Here is a 274-nt window from a genome sequence, read left to right on the forward strand (position 1 = left end):
GAATTTTGGTCAATGGGCGAAAGCCTGAACCAGCAACGCCGCGTGAAGGATGAAGGCCCTCGGGTCGTAAACTTCTTTTAGGGGAGAAGAGAAAGGACGGTATCCCCTGAATAAGCCACGGCAAACTACGTGCCAGCAGCCGCGGTAATACGTAGGGTGCGAGCGTTGTCCGGAATTATTGGGCGTAAAGAGCTCGTAGGCGGTTCGTCGCGTCGAATGTGAAAACCCGGGGCTCAACTCCGGGCCTGCATTCGATACGGGCGGACTAGAGTTC

General features: G+C 55.8%; 1 rRNA gene. It reads left to right on the top strand.

The annotated features are described in order from the left end of the window. Nucleotides 1-274: ribosomal RNA gene (locus ACTHS4_RS11950) — 16S ribosomal RNA — on the top strand; the annotation flags it as partial.

The organism is Neisseria sp. P0014.S009, assembly GCF_051958155.1.
GTDB lineage: Bacteria > Pseudomonadota > Gammaproteobacteria > Burkholderiales > Neisseriaceae > Neisseria > Neisseria flavescens_C.